Source organism: Domibacillus sp. F004, assembly GCF_057814295.1.
Map to the genome: position 1 here is coordinate 37246 of NZ_JBVATB010000011.1, position 16105 is coordinate 53350.

Genomic DNA, 16105 nt, shown 5'->3' on the forward strand with positions numbered 1-16105 from the left:
TCTATGAAGAGATAGGGGAAAAAAGATGATTGAACAAAAAGTAAATGTAGAACAGCTTTCTATTAATACGATTAGAACCCTCTCAATTGATGCAATTGAAAAAGCGAATTCTGGCCACCCAGGTATGCCAATGGGTGCTGCTCCGATGGCTCATACACTTTGGACACAGTTTATGAACTATAATCCTAGTAATCCGAATTGGTTTAACCGTGACCGTTTTACGTTATCTGCAGGTCATGGCTCAATGCTACTATACAGCTTGCTACATTTGACAGGTCATGATTTACCATTGGAAGAGTTAAAACAATTCCGTCAATGGGGCAGTAAAACACCAGGACATCCTGAATTTGGACATACGGCGGGTGTCGATGCTACAACTGGACCGCTTGGTCAAGGTGTCTCAATGGCTGTTGGGATGGCAATGGCTGAAAGACATTTAGCCGCTACGTATAATATTGATGATTTAAATGTCATTGATCATTACACATACAGCATTTGTGGTGATGGGGATCTAATGGAGGGAGTATCTGCAGAAGCAGCTTCATTGGCAGGTCACCTTCAGCTTGGCCGTTTAATTGTACTATATGATTCAAATGATATTTCACTTGATGGCAAACTTAATAAGTCATTTAGTGAAAGCGTTGAGGATCGTTTTAAAGCATACGGTTGGCAAGTACTCCGTGTTGAGGACGGAAATGATACTAAATCGATTGCAGAAGCTTTAAGTGAAGCAAAAGCGAATGAAAATCAGCCAACTTTAATTGAAGTTAAAACGGTTATCGGTTATGGTTCACCGAACAAAGGCGGCAAATCTGATTCGCATGGTTCACCTCTAGGTAAAGATGAAATAAAACTGGTAAAAGAACATTATGGATGGAATTATGAAGAAGACTTTTATATTCCGGAAGAAGTAAAATCATATTTTGCTGAACTTAAAGAAGCATCGGAAAAGAAAGAACAAGAGTGGAATGAATTGTTTGCTCGATACGAAAAACTTCATCCTGATGCTGCAAAAGAATTAAAGCTTGCAATAAGTGGAGAGCTTCCTGAAAATTGGGATGCTGCTGTTCCACAATACCGTGTAGGAGAAGACACACTTGCTACTCGTACTTCCGGCGGGGATGTATTAAATGGTCTTGCTAAAAATGTTCCTCAGTTATTTGGAGGATCAGCTGATTTATCTTCTTCAAATAAAACATTACTTAAAGGCGAAACTGATTTCAGCGCTGAAAACTATAGCGGTCGTAACATCTGGTTCGGTGTTCGCGAATTTGGAATGGGTGCTGCACTAAATGGAATGGCCCTTCACGGCGGAGTAAAAGTATTTGGAGCTACATTCTTTGTATTCTCTGATTATTTACGGCCAGCTATTCGTCTTTCAGCTTTAATGCAAGTGCCAGTAACATATGTGTTTACACATGATAGTATTGCTGTAGGGGAAGATGGTCCTACACATGAGCCAATCGAGCACTTAGCTTCTTTACGAGCAATGCCTGGACTTTCTACTATCCGTCCTGCTGAAGGAAACGAAACAGCCGCAGCTTGGAAACTTGCTGTGGAAAGTAAAAACGAGCCAACAATTCTTGTTCTTACACGTCAAGATTTGCCTACGCTTGCTGATCCTGAGACAGCATATGCAGGTGTTAGCAAAGGTGGATATGTAATTTCAGAAGCAAAAGGGAATGTTGAAGGCTTGTTAATAGCTTCTGGTTCTGAAGTTTCTTTAGCTGTTAAAGCACAAGAAGCATTGGCACAAGAAGGAATTCACGTTTCTGTTGTTAGTATGCCAAGTTGGGATCGTTTTGAAAAACAAACAGCTGAGTATAAAGAAACAGTTATTCCTAAAAATGTAACAGCGCGACTTGCGATCGAAATGGGCTCATCATTGGGCTGGAGCAAGTATGTAGGTAACGACGGAGACGTCTTAGCTATTGATCAGTTCGGCGCTTCGGCACCTTACGATAAGATCATTGAAGCATACGGCTTTACAGTTGAAAATGTTGTAGAGCGTTTTAAAAAATTACGTTAAAAGACGTTGCATCCTAAATGATTTGATGAAAGCATGAAAAGGCCAAACGATATTAACGTTTACGGCTTAGAATTCAAATTCAAAGAGCTTAATGAATAAATAAGCTAGTATGGATTTTGGGCAGACTTCACCAATAGGTGAACCTGCCCTTTTTTAAACAAAATATTAAGTAATATTTAAGCTATGGTCGTACATCTTTTAAATATGTACTTATGTTAAATCCATTATGGCAACTACATGAGATTTATATAATATGGAGGAAACTAACGATGAATAAAATTGCCATATTAACGAGTGGCGGAGATGCGCCAGGAATGAATACTGCTATTCGAGCAGTCGTTAGAAGAGGTATTTTCAAGGGTCTAGATGTTTATGGAGTGCAAAATGGCTATAAAGGGCTAATTGCAGGAGATTTTGTCCCAATGGACTTTAAAAGTGTAGGAGATATCCTTCATCGCGGAGGGACCATTTTACAAAGTACACGTTGTGATGAGTTCAGAACAGAAGAAGGCCAGAAAAAAGGCGCAGAACAATTGAAAAAGGCAGGAATATCCGGTTTAGTTGTCGTCGGTGGGGACGGTTCTTTTCAAGGGGCAACTAAGTTAAACGCTTTAGGCGTTGCGACTATTGGTATACCAGGCACCATTGACAACGACATCTCTGGAACGGATTATACAATTGGATTCGATACCGCTGTTAATACGGCTCTGGATGCGATTGATAAAATTCGTGATACTGCATCCTCTCATGAACGCACATATGTGATTGAGGTTATGGGAAGAAACGCAGGAGACATTGCTTTGTGGGCAGGTATGTGTGCTGGAGCAGAGTCTATTATTATTCCAGAAGCGATAGATGACATAGAGGATGTAATTGATCGTGTGCAAAGGGGCGCTAAGCGCGGCAAAAAGCATAGTATTATTGTTGTTGCTGAAGGTGTGGGAAAAGGTGACGAAATTGGAAAAGTGATTGAAGAGAGAACAGGATTTGAAACAAAGGTTACGATCTTAGGTCATTTTCAACGAGGTGGTTCCCCTAGCGCCTACGATCGGATGATGAGTACTCAAATGGGAGCAAAAGCTGTGGATCTACTTGTAGAAGGAACAGCAGGTGTCATGGTAGGATTAAGAAATGGACAATTGGTACATACGCCATTTGAGGAAGCTTTACAGTACAAGCGCACGCTTGATATGGCAACCTATGATTTAGCAAGAAGTCTTTCTATATAATTTATGTAAAGGCAATATGGCCGACTAGACATGAAAAAAATAGGATGAAGATTCAAATTGTAATGGACACAATTACAGTATAAGAGGAGGAAAAAAAATGAAAGTAGCAATTGCATCAGATCACGGTGGAGTAAACATTCGTCAAGAAATTATCGCCTTATTAGAAGAAATGAATATTGAATATCAGGATTTAGGGTGTGAGTGTAGTACGTCTGTTGACTATCCGGACTATGCTGTTCCAGTGGCGGAGAAAGTAGCAAGTGGTGAAGTAGACCGTGGGATTTTAATTTGCGGTACGGGTATTGGAATGAGTATTGCAGCAAACAAAGTAAAGGGAATTCGATGTGCATTAGTGCATGATATGTTTAGCGCTAAAGCAACAAGAGAGCACAATGACACCAATATGTTAGCGATGGGAGAACGTGTAATTGGTCCAGGACTAGCCCGTGCTATTGCAGAAATTTGGTTGACGACACCTTTTGAAGGCGGCAGACACGAAAATCGAGTTTGCAAAATAACAGAATATGAAAACAACCATGCGTAAACCTACTCAACTATAATTATAGATAGAGCAATTAAATAAATATAATCAAGCAATCAGACTGCTGAGTTAGTTATCAGCAGTCTCTGTTTATCTAAAAGTGAATCATTTGTATTTATAAGAGTATACTTTTTGACACTATGTAAAAAAAAAGTGTGTACTTGTTAAGTGTGTCTATATAATTAATAATTAAAACTAATAAAGAGTTTGCAGTATAAAGTTAGTCCTATCTATAAAATGATTCTATTAAACAAACAAGGGGGGGATATAGTGTATCGAAAAGAGTTTTTTGTTTTTGAACAAAATCGCCCGATTCCAGCAGTGATTCGAAATTACAACGAAGCAGATTTTAATGGGTTAATTAAGGTTCAACAAGAAAGTTTTCCTCCACCCTTTCCCCCGGAATTATGGTGGAATGTTGAACAATTGCATAATCATATTACTTTATTTCCAGAAGGAGCCTTATGTATCGAAATTGATGGTAGAATTGCAGGTTCAATGACTGGATTACTAGTTGATTTTGATCCTTCTCATCCTGAGCATACTTGGGAAGAAATAACGGACAATGGGTATATTAGAAACCATAATCCGAAGGGAAACACGCTTTACGTTGTGGATATAGGGGTCAGTCCTTTATACCGTAAGTTAGGATTAGGAAAGTGGCTAATGCAATCGATGTATGAGGTTGTTGTCGAGAAAAAAATAGATCGGCTTCTAGGAGGTGGACGAGTCCCGGGATATCATAAAAAGGTGAATGAAATGACACCTGATGAATATCTTGAAGCTGTTGTTAAAGGAGAATTGAGGGATCCGGTCATTACTTTTTTACTTCGTTGTGGCCGTACACCAGTCAAAATGGTCGAGAATTATCTTGAAGACGAAGAATCATGCAATTTTGCAGCACTTATGGAATGGAAAAATCCATTCTATTTATCAATGTAGACAGGAGAATGATAAAAAATGGAGTATTATAGAATTACGAATATAAAAGATCCTTTATTCAAACAAATGCATCAACTTATGCAAGAGGTCTTTCCTCCAGAGGAAGTATTGGAATTTTCACTGTGGGAAGAACCTTTGCAAGATCCTGGGATTCGCATCTTTGTAGCCGTTCACAGCGGGGAAGTAGTCGGAGCGACAGAGTATCGTTATTATGAAGATTTTAATGTGGCTATGACAGATTTTACAATTATCGGAAAAGATGGACTGGGTGTAGGTGCGTTTTTAGCTAGTAAGAGATTAGACGATTTAAACTCTGTAGCCAAGGATAGTGGCCAGGAACTACAAGGAATGTTTGCTGAAATTTATGATCCTTATCGTATAGGAGATCATGGATTTGGAGGAGTAAAGGCCATGAATCCTTATGTTCGCCGTGAAGTGCTGTCCCATCTTGGGTATAAACGACTTGATTTCCCTTACGTTCATCCCTCATGGAACAATGATGGGGAAGCCGTGACAGAATTAGATCTTTGCTTTATGCCTATGGACAAAAATCGAGATGAAATGCCAGCAGAGCTTATTGTAAAGTTTTTAAGACGTTATTATTCTGTTCTATCGAATAAACCAAAATCCTGGTTTACAATGGTTGAAAATTTAGAGGGACAGGAAATGATAGCGCTATCAAGAATGTAGTATGTAGTATATTAAACATACTCAATTGAATAAGCGATCTGGGCAAAACCTCTCATTGTTTGTAAAGTAACGGAATAAATATAAACAGAAAATGAAAGGGTGGGTAATAATGTCAAATTATGTAGCAAAAGGTTCTATTATTTGTAAAAATTGTGGTGAGCTTATTGACACTATGCCTACAGAAAAAGTAACTGTCTATTATTCTGACTGCAAGCAAGAGTCGTGTGAAAATCGCCAGTCACTAGAAGAATAAAAGTAACATGTCTATACAATATTAAAAAAAGATCGGCTTTTGCCCGATCTTTTTTTAATATTTGCCTATAGATTAAACATCTTATTTAATCTAAATATATTGATTAAAATATTATCTACTTGGATAAAGAGGGAAATCTATCTCAAAATCCTATACTTACACACCGCTAGTGACGCTGTCAGCCTTTTTTTCCACAGCATGACCGCCAAACTCATTACGAAGTGCAGCGACTACTTTACCTGTGAAAGTGTTATCGCCTTTCAAAGAAGTATAGCGGCTCATTAGACTAGCTGTAATAACCGGTGTTGCAACTTGTAAATTAAGTGCCTCTTCAATAGTCCATTTCCCTTCGCCTGAAGAGTGCATAACACCACGAATTCCATCTAGTTTCTCATCTTTAGAGAAGGCATCTTCAGTGAGTTCCATTAACCATGAGCGGATTACAGAACCATTATTCCATAGTTTTGCAACAGCTTCATAATCAAAATCATATTGCGATTCTGCAAGGACTTCAAACCCTTCACCAATAGCAGCCATCATACCATATTCAATGCCGTTATGTACCATTTTAGTATAGTGACCAGAACCGGCTTCTCCAGTGTAAAGATATCCGTTTTCTACTGCTGTATCACGGAAAATTGGCTCAACAATATTCCAAGCCTCTTTATCGCCACCGACCATATAGCAAGCACCATTACGAGCTCCACTCATACCACCAGAAGTACCAACGTCCAGGTAATAAACACCAGCGTCTTTAAAATCGTTATACCGGCGAATTGATTCTTTATAATGAGAGTTTCCTGCTTCAATAACAATATCTCCTTCTTGAAGCAAAGGTTTTACTTGTCCTAATACTTTATCTACAACTTGGTGAGGAACCATAATCCACAAAACGCGAGGAGACTCTAATTTACTTACAAGCTCTTGCAAATTAGTTGTCCCTTCAGCACCATAACTTACTAGTTCTTGAACAGCAGTTTCGTTTAAATCAAAACCCGCTACTTCATGTTTATTATCAATAAGGTTCATACCAAGATTTAATCCCATTTTACCTAATCCTATTAAACCAATTTTCATCCTAAGTGACCTCCTGTTAATAACTATATAAAAATAATCTTTAAAGCTGTAGTGCGAGTAGATTAATGGATTATTTAAGCGTTATTACCACCATTTAAATCCATCCTCTTCTACCAATTGATCAGAAGCTTCTGGTCCCATTGATCCTGCTTCATAAGTGTGCAAAGGAAGAGTATTTTCTTCGAATGCCTCTAATAATGGCTGAATCCAAGCCCACGAAAGCTCGACTTCTTCCCAGTGTGCAAAGAACGTGGCGTCACCGCGCAATGCATCATGTAAAATCTGTTCATAGGCTTCTGGAACCTGCTGATGGTTGGCAGAAAAATCGATAGTAACAGGCTCGATTTTCCCATTATTCAATGGGTTTTTATTATTTAATTGTAAGGAAATCGTCTCGTTTGGACTGATTTCAATGGTTAATAGGTTTGGCATAGTTTCTTCAAGTTGTTTTGAATAAAGTTCTTTTAATGGGTTCTTGAATTCAATAACAATACGGGTGGATTTTTCTTTCATCCGTTTACCAGTACGAATGTAAAACGGAACACCTTGCCAAAAAGGATCATCAATCCATACACGAGCTGCCACAAAAGTATCGTTTGTTGAAGTTTCTAGGATTCCTGGCTCTTCTTTGTAGCCGATGACAGGCGAACCTTGAATCGCTCCTGAACGGTATTGACCACGAACAATATGTGCAGCAGCATCTTTCTTAGAAACGGATCGGACAGAGGCCATTACTTTAGTTTTTTCTTGCTGAACCTCAGTTGACAGGAACCGTTTCGGTAAATGCATAGCCGTCATCATCAAAATTTGCAACATATGATTTTGGACCATATCTCGAATAGCTCCGGCTTGATCATAATACCCAGCTCGTTCTTCTACACCGACTGTTTCACTAGCTGTAATCTGAACGTTAGCAATAAATTGATTATTCCAAACGGCTTGGAGTATCGGATTAGCAATCTCCAACGTCTCTAGATTTTGGATCATTGGTTTTCCAAGATAATGATCGATACGATAAATTTCACTTTCTTCAAAGGCATTGCTCAATACGGCATTTAGCTGTTGAGCAGAGGAAAGATCATGACCGAAAGGTTTTTCAATCAAAAGCCGTTTCCATCCTTTTACTGTACCTAACCCACTTTTAGATATATTCGATGTGATGACATTAATAAATTCAGGAGCTACCGACAAATAAAACATTCGATTTTCTGGAAGGTCTAACTCTATTTCACGGCTTTGAATGAGGTCAAGCAACTTATCATAGCCGCTGCTGTCTGTGACATCTAAAGAGCTATATTGGAAGGAACGAATAAATGTTTCCAATTCCAAATCTGAGCTACCTAACTGTCTCGAAAAAGTGCGGATTGAGGCTTCCACGTGTGATTGAAAGGTTTCATTAGATAGTATTCTCCGCCCTAGACCAACGACTGAAAATGTTCGTGGCAATTTATTATCGAGATATAAATTATAAAGAGCAGGAAAAATTTTTCTTTTTGCCAAATCGCCTGTCGCACCAAATAGAACAAAGGTCATAGAGTCTACATTCATCGTCATTTTGGCAGCGCTTTCCTCGAAAGGGCTGACTGATACACTGTTCATACAATATCCCTCCTGTCAAGTTATCATGTGTATAAAAGCGTAAATAACTGAATTTACGCTGCATGAATCTAGCAAAATTTCACTTTAAAATTTGTATTTGTTTCAACATTAGTATAATATCTGAAGATTTTATTTGTAAGTACGCACTTTTTTGTTATATAGTATATAAAAGTACACTGTTATCATGTATACTCACATTAAGGGAGGAATACCGAATGAGCCCTATGCGTGAAAAGTCATTTAATTGTGAAAAAGAATTAACATTGTCTATTATTGGCGGTAAATGGAAGATGTTGATTATGTGGCACCTAGGCAAAGAAGGAACAAAGAGATTTGGTGAATTGAAAGCGCTCATCCCTGCGATCACTCAAAGAATGCTTGTGAGCCAGCTTCGCGAGTTAGAAGAAGATCTGATCGTCTATCGTGAAGTGTATCCTGTTGTTCCGCCCAAAGTCGAATATTCACTTACGGAACGAGGACATACGCTCATCCCTATTTTAGAGTCTATGTATATATGGGGGAAGGAATATACAGAAAGCGTTGTGGATCAAAAAACAGAAAAAACGGCTTCTCGCTAACAGGAAAAAACGAATTTTCTGTGCAATAAAAAATGAAAGCGCTTTTAATTAAAAAACGGTATAATTACAAAAAACGAGCAAAAAAGTCTTGACAGTATCTTTTTCGACACTATATGATAACAAAGTGCGTACTTTGTTTTCTGAAAATTAGGACTTATAATGAAACTTGTACCAATCCAAATTAAAAAATTAATAGAAGGAGTGACATATCCATGAAATTACAATTAGCACTTGATCTTGTCAACATTCCAGAAGGTATCGCAGTCGTGAAAGAAGTAGAACAATACGTTGATGTCGTTGAAATCGGCACACCGGTTATTATTAACGAAGGCCTTCGTGCAGTAAAAGAAATGAAAGAAGCATTCCCTAACTTAACCGTTCTTGCAGACTTAAAAGTAATGGACGCAGGTGGCTATGAAGTAATGGTAGCTTCTCAAGCAGGTGCAGGTATCGTAACGATTCTTGGTGCAACTGATGATGCAACAATCAAAGGTGCAGTAGAAGAAGCGAAAAAACACGGTTCTGAAATCTTGATCGACATGATCAACATTAAAGATCTAGCACAACGTGCACAAGAAGTAGACGCACTTGGCGTAGATTACATCTGTGTACATACAGGTTACGATCTTCAAGCTGCAGGTGAAACACCATTTGAACAACTTAACACAATCAAAAGTGTCGTGAAAAACGCGAAAACAGCAGTTGCAGGCGGCATTAAATTGGAAACGCTTCCGGGAGTTATTGCAGCACAACCGGATCTTGTTATCGTAGGCGGCGGTATCACAGGCGCAGACGACAAAGCAGCAGTTGCGGCAGAAATGCAACAACTCATCAAAAACGCTGTTACAGCTTAAATTTATAATTCAAGACAACCTAATAAATCAAAAACTATACAAATAGGAGTGTTAAACATGAGCCAATCAACAGAAACAAACAAAAACCAATTGAGCCAAAAACCAGGAATCCAAATCTTTAAAGCAGCAGATTTAGACAAATTGTTTCCAAAACTAGATGTAGGTACAATCATCAACCAACCAGGAGTAAACAGCAAAATTGTTGACGTACCAGTAAACACAGCATCAAATCCACTTACAATCGGCTTCTTTTCAATGCAGCCAGGAGAATCATTTGATTTCTTATACGATGTAGTAGAATACAAAGTCGTAACAAAAGGGAAATTTGTTATCCGTGACAAAGAAGGTAACCGTTACGTAGCAGAAGCAGGAGACGTTATCCTCTTCTCACCAGACTTCCCAGTTGTATTTGATGGCGAAAGTGATGGAGAAGCAATCTACACGAAACATGCAGCTGCTCTTCCAGCATTTATGCAATAAGAAGTTTAACCAAAGCTCTGAGGTTACGAGAATTACTATTTATCGTAATTAGAAAGAATATATAATGGTAATCCAATGATAAGACATTCTATAAGAAGCATTACTTATAGGGTGTCTATCGTTTTCTAAAAACACTTTATATCTCAATAGAGGAGGAAAAAAGAATGGAAAAAGCTACTTCTACCCCTATAAAAGTCACAGAAGTTCCAGATCAGCCTATATTAGAACGTTTTCCATGGCCATTTAAGTCAGACTTTCATGATTTTTCAAATAACTCCATCCCGCTTGAGCCACCGATTATGCTTGATATTACCCCTGAATACGTTGAAGAAATTAAACTGAAAAGGGAGCTTTTAGACACTAGACCCGAGCAAACATATCAATCTGCTCCTCATTCATTTGAAGCGCAATGGGAAATCTTAGAATTTACAATGGATGAAATGGCTTTAATCTATCCGCAATATTTCACCGTTCTAAAAAACGGAAATGAGTGGACGTTCCAAAACCACATACTTGGAGAAGAACAATCTTTCACTTTTGGAGATAATTCAACTTTACCGTATGAACCGTTGGACTTTATAGGCCGTCATGTTCAAGCAGACCTCATTTATCTGGCACAAAGAGACGGAGATCTTTTCTTAGATGCGGGTCAGCTTTGCTTCCCAGCCAATTGGTCTCTTAATTTTGATTTTGAGATGGACTTTATGTCTATTCATTTCCCTGTACCATCACGATTCACGACAACCGGTTTAGCCGAGAAAATTCGCAATTTCATTATGAGAATGGAACCTGGAAAACCGTGGACGCGATTTAACTGGACAGTGACTGTTGAACCAGTACTCGATTCATCTCCTGAAGCATTTGAAGACTGGGGAACAAAAAAAGATAACGTAACAAGTGAAAATGTAGGAGAATTAGTTTATTTCAGAGTAGAAGATCAAAAACTCTTTCGACTTCCGCGCAGCAACGGAATTTTATTCAGTATCCATACGCATTTAATTAAAATGGATGAATTGATAAAAAATCCTCAGTGGGCAAAGCAATTGAATAACATATTTGTTACTGTGGCAGACGATATAGCTGAATACAAAGGATTCCTTTCCTATAAAGATAAGTTAGTGGCATACTTAGAAAACAATATAAAAGAGACTACTTCAAATTAATCAAAGGGATGAGGATATGAATACAGTCAAAGGCAAAGTCATACAAGAAGAGAGAGCACTTGATCAAGGGTATGTGGCAGAAGTAGAGCTGCTAGCCGGTTCTAATACTCAAATGATTGGTATTGCAAACCAAATTATTAGCAACGGGATTACGTTTGAACTTCCTGTTTATTTAGTTGAAACGGGTAAAAAGGAAGGGACATACCGCCTTTTAATTAACACATCAGAGTATCCTAAAGAAAAAAGAGAGCAATTAGCGAAAAATCTTCAAGTTGATGAATTCCAGTTAGCCGTTGAAGAGGACCCTGACTTCAAACTTCATCATAATTGTCAAAAAATGTTAATTCTGATCGATCAATCAGCTCTTTTTGATAGTTTAGCTGATATTGATTTTCTAGCTTTAAAAAATATCGAATTTAATGTTTTTGTGAAAGCGAAAGAAAAAGATCCTGTTATGGAATATCTTCAGCAAAGACATGGTGATCATATTGTAAATATCTCCTCCTTTACAGATGAAGAGATACAATCCATTTTAGATAAACAAATAATGGGTACAAAACTGTTTATCTCTGGATCATGGTCAATGGTTCATGAGGTTAAAGAAGTTGCATATGCAGCAGGTTTTACAGATGAAGAGATCCAAACAAGAGAAATTGGTGAAAAAGAAGAAAAAGTATATTGCGTGAAATGTTATAAATTCAGCCGTAAAACAGAAAGTAATGAACTAACTTGTGAACATTGTAATACTCTTCTCGATGTTTCTGAACACTATTCAAAAACATTAGATTCGTACTTGGGCTACATTCATATTGACTGAATTTTTAGTTTAGAAAGGAGAGCTGGCAAAAATGAATACTCCTGCAGTTGAGTTAGCAAAATTGAATACTACTACTATTGATGTGGTTGTAGATAAAATCACTGTTGAATCCCCTTCTGTTAAAAGTTTTCAATTAAAAGCAGCAGACGGATCTAAACTGCCGCATTTTAGCGGAGGATCTCATATTACGACAAGGATCCAGACGGAGAAAGAGCTAATTGAACGGCATTACTCATTAACGAATGATATAGATCAAGAAGATTACTATCAAATCGCTGTCGGCCGAAATACACATTCAAAAGGTGGATCTGTATACTGGCATGACAATATAAAAGAAGGGGATCAACTAGAAATTAGTTATCCAAAAAACCATTTCCCACTTAGCTTTAGAGCGAAGCATCATGTCTTTATTGCTGCAGGAATTGGAATTACACCGTTTATCGCTATGGCGTCTAGTTTGAAAAAACAGGGTAAATCATTTGAACTGCACTATGCATCTCCATCAAAAGAATTGTGTGCATTTCATTCATTCTTGTCGTCTACTTATCCAGACGAAACTCATTTCTATTTCTCGAGAACAGATCGAAGAATGACAACAGAAGTGATGAAGAACCAACCAATCGGAACTCACGTTTATTTTTGTGGTACTGAAGGAATGGTAAGAGAATTTGCAGACGCTGCAAAATCATACGGATTTCCTGATAGCAGCATTCATTTTGAACTTTTCACACCACCAGATTTTGGTCCATTGTATGCTTTTGAAGTGAAATTGAAACAAAGCAACCAAGTCCTTCCAGTTCCTGAGGGTGAAACATTATTAGATGTTTTATTGGAAAATGGTATTAACGCACCTTATTCTTGTAAAGTAGGCGGATGTGGCAGCTGTCAAATTGATGTATTAGATGGTGAAGTTGACCATAGAGATACATTCCTGACAGATGAAGAAAAGAAAGAAGCAAAGGTTATTTTAACATGTGTTTCACGTGCAAATGGCTGCGTAACTATAGATCTATAATTTAAATTTAAAGTCTTTTAAATGATTATCTTCAAAATGGTATAACATGGTAATGATTATGCAAGATCAGAGGAGTGGAACAACATGAAAGCCCTTACTTATTTTCCTTCTCAACCTGAAGTCCAATATAAAATGGATGAATACATCGAACAGCGACCATTAAACCGTCAGATAGGAAAAGATATTGCCTTGTATTATCAATTTAAAACCCAAAAGGATACAATCAATCCATTTGCACTTATACCTGATGGTTGTTTTGACTTGCTGTTTTGTTGCTGTCCAAAAAATTCATCTATTTTCCTTTGGACTAGTCCATTAGAACGGAGAGAGCAGCAGTTGAGTTTTCAAAAAGGCTGTGAATATTTTGGAGTTAGATTCCAGCCGGAGCAAGGGCTTCTCAAATTAAATTGTTCAATGAGAGATCTCCTAGGCAAAAAAATACCTTTAGATGAAATTATGTCTGTAGATCCTTTCTTAATGGAAAAAATATTAAATGGCAGTAGCTTTGCTGAAAGAATAGAGCTATTTGAAGTATTTATTAAAAGCATAACACCTGAGACCCAATCCCAAAATATTGTAGGTTATTGTATTAATCAAATCTATTTAACTAATGGAAATATTAGTATCAATGATTTAACAGCAGACACTGGGTATTCAGATCGTTATATACGCAAAAAATTTGAAGAATCGATTGGTTTTTCACCAAAACAATTTAGTGAAATTGTTAGATTCCAAAACTCTTTGGCAATGATTTTTGAAAAAAATCATCATAACCTAGCCGATATTGTTTATGAAAATGGATATTATGATCAAGCACATTTTATTAAAGGATTTAAAAAGTTTGTTCATCTGGCTCCCACTCAGTTTATAGGCAGTCTTTATCAGCACTCGTAAGTAATCATTATTATTAAGAATGTATTAAAGTCTTTTTGCGTATAGCTATTATTCGGATAGAGAATACTACTTTTACTTTTGAAATGGTTGACCTTTTATATCAATCATATATGTTAAAATAGTTGGAATCCTGGTCTTAAAAATCTTTTTTCCAAAAAACATAATGTGGCTAATCGATGTTCCTTCAAGTTTCAATCTAGCAGTGATGCAGTTCGAATAAAGGTCAAAAATTTTTAGATTAATATTGACTTTTGCTGCTAACTCAAAACTGAAGTAATACCGATTAGCCTCAATTTTATGAGTGATAATAGCTATATATCGCTTTATTTTATATGGAGTTCTATACTATTGAATACTATATACCAGTAAGTAGTGAACAAAAAAATGGATAATACTAAGATATACCTGTATTTGTGAATAATTAAACTATAAATTTAGATAGTAATTTAGAATTTTTTAGATTATTTTTTGAATTTTGCACATAATGCAAAATTCAAAAAATAATCTAAAATTACCGCAGCTACAACTTCTATCTCCACAAACATAAGTGTAGATATACCATCGATAATTCGTTTTTGTTAATCGATTTCGTCCCTCTAGAAGAAACCTAATAGTTACATTGTATAGAGGGAAACACCTTGGCTCCATACACGTTTTATTGTTCCATAGTCTCATCTCTTTATAACGATATAACACCCGTTATATAGTAGATGCATCCAAACATTCGTACGTGATCAGTATCAATTTTAACTAACAGCTTGAAGTTCCTTGTTAATTCAGGTAAGAACCGATGGCTATTTTGAATTAAGCAGTTCTTACCCACCGATTCTTACTCAAAATAAACAGTCTTTAAAGCTTTATGACATCATTTAGAAGTTCAAGTAAAGGATTGACTCATTCTTACCTAAAAAAGCAGCTTAGAACGGCTATACAAGGCAGATAAATTTCATTATGACAGAATTGATCCAAGAAGGTAGTTTGTTGAACTCAATTCGCTAGAGAAGAAGAAATGAGGGCAACAAACAATCCTGGCAGGCGTACAAAATTGTTTGTTAATTGCTGTTTGCGCATATATGTGTTACTGTTTTGTAGCATTTTATAGAATCTAAATAATAATTAAATAACTTTATTTTAGCACCGTCCGCAAAATGGACGGTGCTATACATGCTAGAATCTTAAAATTAAATGACTTTATTGTGATTCAATAGCTACCCTCAAGAGGAATTAACATTAGTGAAATTACTAGCAGCCAAAAACGCCCCAGATTCTGAAGATCTAGGGCGTTTCAAATACAACATAATTTCCTTTATGTTGTATTTGTTTTCTTTTAAGTTACGACACACTTTATTTTGAATTTTATATATCAAACAAAGTTCAATAATAATTCCAAAGATAGCTCAGCATCTAAACTATACAAATATCTATTCATGAAAATAAGGCATACGAAACTGTATACATTTATCATCATACATGGGCTCATAAATCGTTGATTTTACAGTATTTCTTATCATACCAAGAAAGATTATGTCTACAAACCAAAAGAAAAAGAACAGTTTTCACTGTTCTTTTTTTACTGCCTGGCGGCGTCCTGCTCTCACAGGGGGAAACCCCCAACTACCATCGGCGCTGAAGAGCTTAACTGCCGTGTTCGGGATGGGAACGGGTGTGACCTCTTCGCTAATGCCACCAGACTATGTAAATAGAGAAAGAAATTATTCTTTCAAAACTAGATATTGTTCGTATAAGTAAACCGCAAACCGCGCCATACGGTTGATTCTTGTGGTCCAGCGTCAGACGCTCAAGAGCGCCCACGCTTTTTATTGGTTAAGTCCTCGATCGATTAGTATTCGTCAGCTCCATGTGTCGCCACACTTCCACCCCGAACCTATCTACCTCGTCTTCTTCAAGGGATCTTACTTACTTGCGTAATGGGAAATCTCATCT

General features: G+C 37.1%; 15 protein-coding genes and 2 rRNA genes. 13 read left to right on the top strand and 4 right to left on the bottom strand.

Annotated elements, in window-relative coordinates; all coding sequences use genetic code 11:
• The first annotated feature begins 25 nt into the window (after window positions 1–25).
• From tkt to ACZYRN_RS18180, 6 genes are all read left to right on the top strand, one after another.
• Window positions 26–2029 (top strand): transketolase, encoded by a 2004-nt coding sequence (gene tkt, locus ACZYRN_RS18155; RefSeq protein ID WP_488913010.1) that lies wholly within the window; start codon window positions 26–28, stop codon window positions 2027–2029.
• Window positions 2030–2298: 269 nt separating this feature from the next.
• Complete coding sequence (gene pfkA, locus ACZYRN_RS18160; protein WP_488913011.1) at window positions 2299–3258, top strand: 6-phosphofructokinase; 960 nt, start codon at window positions 2299–2301, stop codon at window positions 3256–3258.
• Window positions 3259–3355: 97 nt separating this feature from the next.
• Complete coding sequence (gene rpiB, locus ACZYRN_RS18165; RefSeq protein ID WP_488913012.1) at window positions 3356–3802, top strand: ribose 5-phosphate isomerase B; 447 nt, start codon at window positions 3356–3358, stop codon at window positions 3800–3802.
• A 267-nt stretch (window positions 3803–4069) separates the two neighbouring features.
• The gene (locus tag ACZYRN_RS18170) at window positions 4070–4741 is read left to right on the top strand and encodes a GNAT family N-acetyltransferase (RefSeq protein ID WP_488913013.1); all 672 of its coding nucleotides are present in this window, start codon (window positions 4070–4072) and stop codon (window positions 4739–4741) included.
• A gap of 18 nt (window positions 4742–4759) precedes the next feature.
• The gene (locus tag ACZYRN_RS18175) at window positions 4760–5431 is read left to right on the top strand and encodes a GNAT family N-acetyltransferase (protein ID WP_488913014.1); all 672 of its coding nucleotides are present in this window, start codon (window positions 4760–4762) and stop codon (window positions 5429–5431) included.
• Window positions 5432–5540: 109 nt separating this feature from the next.
• Window positions 5541–5684, top strand: a complete 144-nt coding sequence (locus ACZYRN_RS18180; RefSeq protein ID WP_488913015.1) for a GapA-binding peptide SR1P — start codon at window positions 5541–5543, stop codon at window positions 5682–5684.
• Between the two features lie 156 nt (window positions 5685–5840).
• Here the strand turns inward: ACZYRN_RS18180 and gnd are convergent, their stop codons facing one another.
• Both gnd and zwf read right to left on the bottom strand, forming a co-directional pair.
• The gene (gnd, locus tag ACZYRN_RS18185) at window positions 5841–6761 is read right to left on the bottom strand and encodes a phosphogluconate dehydrogenase (NAD(+)-dependent, decarboxylating) (RefSeq protein ID WP_488913016.1); all 921 of its coding nucleotides are present in this window, start codon (window positions 6759–6761) and stop codon (window positions 5841–5843) included.
• An 84-nt stretch (window positions 6762–6845) separates the two neighbouring features.
• The gene (gene zwf / locus ACZYRN_RS18190) at window positions 6846–8360 is read right to left on the bottom strand and encodes a glucose-6-phosphate dehydrogenase (protein WP_488913017.1); all 1515 of its coding nucleotides are present in this window, start codon (window positions 8358–8360) and stop codon (window positions 6846–6848) included.
• Between the two features lie 215 nt (window positions 8361–8575).
• Between zwf and hxlR the strand changes: the two genes are divergently transcribed.
• The 7 genes from hxlR (at window position 8576) to ACZYRN_RS18225 (ending at window position 14161) form a co-directional block, all read left to right on the top strand.
• On the top strand, window positions 8576–8938 hold the full coding sequence (gene hxlR / locus ACZYRN_RS18195; RefSeq protein ID WP_488913018.1) for a transcriptional activator HxlR: 363 nt from the start codon (window positions 8576–8578) through the stop codon (window positions 8936–8938).
• A 212-nt stretch (window positions 8939–9150) separates the two neighbouring features.
• Entirely contained in the window at window positions 9151–9792 is a 642-nt protein-coding gene (gene hxlA, locus ACZYRN_RS18200) for a 3-hexulose-6-phosphate synthase (RefSeq protein ID WP_488913019.1), read from the top strand.
• Window positions 9793–9849: 57 nt separating this feature from the next.
• Window positions 9850–10272, top strand: coding sequence for a hypothetical protein (locus ACZYRN_RS18205; protein WP_488913020.1), 423 nt, complete (start codon window positions 9850–9852; stop codon window positions 10270–10272).
• A gap of 164 nt (window positions 10273–10436) precedes the next feature.
• A complete protein-coding gene (locus ACZYRN_RS18210) occupies window positions 10437–11435 on the top strand; it encodes a heme-dependent oxidative N-demethylase family protein (protein ID WP_488913021.1) in 999 nt (332 codons plus the stop codon).
• Between the two features lie 16 nt (window positions 11436–11451).
• Window positions 11452–12252, top strand: coding sequence for a dimethylamine monooxygenase subunit DmmA family protein (locus ACZYRN_RS18215; RefSeq protein WP_488913022.1), 801 nt, complete (start codon window positions 11452–11454; stop codon window positions 12250–12252).
• 31 nt (window positions 12253–12283) lie between these two features.
• Window positions 12284–13267, top strand: coding sequence for a PDR/VanB family oxidoreductase (locus ACZYRN_RS18220; protein WP_488913023.1), 984 nt, complete (start codon window positions 12284–12286; stop codon window positions 13265–13267).
• A gap of 84 nt (window positions 13268–13351) precedes the next feature.
• Window positions 13352–14161, top strand: a complete 810-nt coding sequence (locus ACZYRN_RS18225; protein WP_488913024.1) for a helix-turn-helix domain-containing protein — start codon at window positions 13352–13354, stop codon at window positions 14159–14161.
• A gap of 1575 nt (window positions 14162–15736) precedes the next feature.
• On the opposite strand, the gene rrf is transcribed toward ACZYRN_RS18225, so the two are convergent.
• A 5S ribosomal RNA gene (gene rrf, locus ACZYRN_RS18230) occupies window positions 15737–15852 on the bottom strand.
• 129 nt (window positions 15853–15981) lie between these two features.
• Window positions 15982–16105: ribosomal RNA gene (locus ACZYRN_RS18235) — 23S ribosomal RNA — on the bottom strand; the annotation flags it as partial.